The sequence below is a fragment of the Sandarakinorhabdus rubra genome (assembly GCF_010994245.1).
Lineage (GTDB): Bacteria > Pseudomonadota > Alphaproteobacteria > Sphingomonadales > Sphingomonadaceae > Sandarakinorhabdus > Sandarakinorhabdus rubra.
The window spans coordinates 1-1457 of record NZ_WMHO01000356.1 but is presented as its reverse complement, the minus strand read 5'-3'; the positions used below and the strand labels follow the sequence as shown (position 1 = coordinate 1457).

Annotated in this window: 2 protein-coding genes and 1 pseudogene; 1 reads left to right on the top strand and 2 read right to left on the bottom strand. The window is 69.8% G+C overall.

Features of this window, described 5'->3' with window-relative positions; all coding sequences use genetic code 11:
* A partial coding sequence (locus tag GJV64_RS14425) for a hypothetical protein (RefSeq protein WP_164158166.1) occupies positions 1–336 on the bottom strand: 336 nt, incomplete at its 3' end.
* Complete coding sequence (locus GJV64_RS14420; RefSeq protein WP_164158164.1) at positions 333–617, bottom strand: FAD assembly factor SdhE; 285 nt, start codon at positions 615–617, stop codon at positions 333–335. The genes GJV64_RS14420 and GJV64_RS14425, both read right to left, overlap by 4 nt.
* Positions 618–693: 76 nt before the next feature.
* Here GJV64_RS14420 and GJV64_RS14415 point away from each other — a divergent pair.
* Positions 694–1457: pseudogene (locus GJV64_RS14415) on the top strand (ATP-dependent DNA helicase RecG); the annotation flags it as partial.

Here is a 1457-nt window from a genome sequence, read left to right as displayed (position 1 = left end):
AGCGTTGACGGTGGTGACCACCAGCTGCGCGCCCGTTGGAGGCTCGGCCAGGGCCGCCAGCGCCGCCACCCGCTCGGCCGCGGCGCGCAGCGAGGGCGATGCGCGGTCATAGGGCAGGCAATCCCACGCGGGTAGCAGGATGACGCTGATCTCCGGCGCGAAATAACGCGCTGCCTCGGCGAGTTCGCGGGCCTGCGCCTCGTCGGCGGCGATGCACCAGGCCCGTCCATGACAAGCGCGCGCAGCATCGGCCAGCAGCCACGGCAGATAGCCGGCGGCACAGCGGGCCAGCGTCAACGGCCGCCGCGACGCCACGAAGCGCGCAACATCAATCATTTCAGAACATCGACATAATCAAGTTTCTTCAGGTTTTCCATCAAGCGGCCCTGATAACGCCCCGGCGGCTGCGCGGTGCCGAAGGCCCAGGCCAAAATGTCGACATCCTGTTCCTGCAGCAGTGCCTCGAACCAGGCCAGCGCCGCTTCGTCCCAGTCCGGGTGGTGGCGCGCGAAGAAGCCGCCGACCACCAGGTCAGCCTCCTTGGTGCCGCGATGCTCGGCGCGATAGCGCGCGCGCTTCAGGCGCTGGTCGAACGGGAGCGGCTGGTTGTCGTTCATGGGAGGCGCCTTCAAATGCCAAGCGCCGCGCGGGCGTTTCAAACAGCCGGCGCGGTGCTACAACCACCGCATAGCCATGCGCCCCGACATCCTCAACCCGTTGTTCGCCGAAGTGGCCAGCCTGAAGGGCGTCGGGCCGTCGCAGGTGCGGCAACTGGCCCGACTGAAGATCGCGCGGGTGATCGATCTGGCCTTCCACCTGCCGACCATGATGATCGAGCGCATGGCGGTGGACCGGCTGGACGAAACCCTGGTCGGCCGCCCGGTCATCGTGCCGCTGACCCCGGCGCGCTATGACCGCGGCGGCCCGCGCAGCCCGCTGCGCGTGGCAGCGGTTGACCGGGGCGGCCAGTGGGTGGACCTCACCTTCTTCGGCCAGACCGCCAACTGGGCGCAGACGCGGCTGCCGATCGGCGTTGAAAAGCGCATCGTCGGCAAGCTCGACCGCTATGGCCAGAAGCTCCAGATCGCCCATCCCGACGTGCTGGCGATGGAAAGCCCCGTGCCCACGGCGCGCGAGCCGGTCTATCCGCTGACCGAAGGGATGACCAACCGGCGCCTGGGGCAACTGGTGGCCGAAGCGCTGGCCCGGCTGCCGGCGATGGAAGAATGGATCGAGCCCAGCGTCATCGCCCGCCACGGCTGGCCAGGCTTTGCCGCGGCGCTGAACGCCGCGCACCGGCTGGAGGGGGGGCGCGACCGGCTGGCCTATGACGAACTGCTGGCCAATCAGCTGGCCCTGCTGCTGGTGCGGGCCGACACGCGCGGCCGGCGCGGGAGGGGGCTTTCGGGCGATGGCCGGCTGGTTGCACCCTTGCGTGCCGGCCTGCCGTGGCCGCT

Coding starts and splice junctions, on each gene's coding strand:
- GJV64_RS14420 (WP_164158164.1), bottom strand. CDS start 617: ATGAACGACAACCAGCCGCTCCCGTTCGACCAGCGCCTGAAGCGCGCG.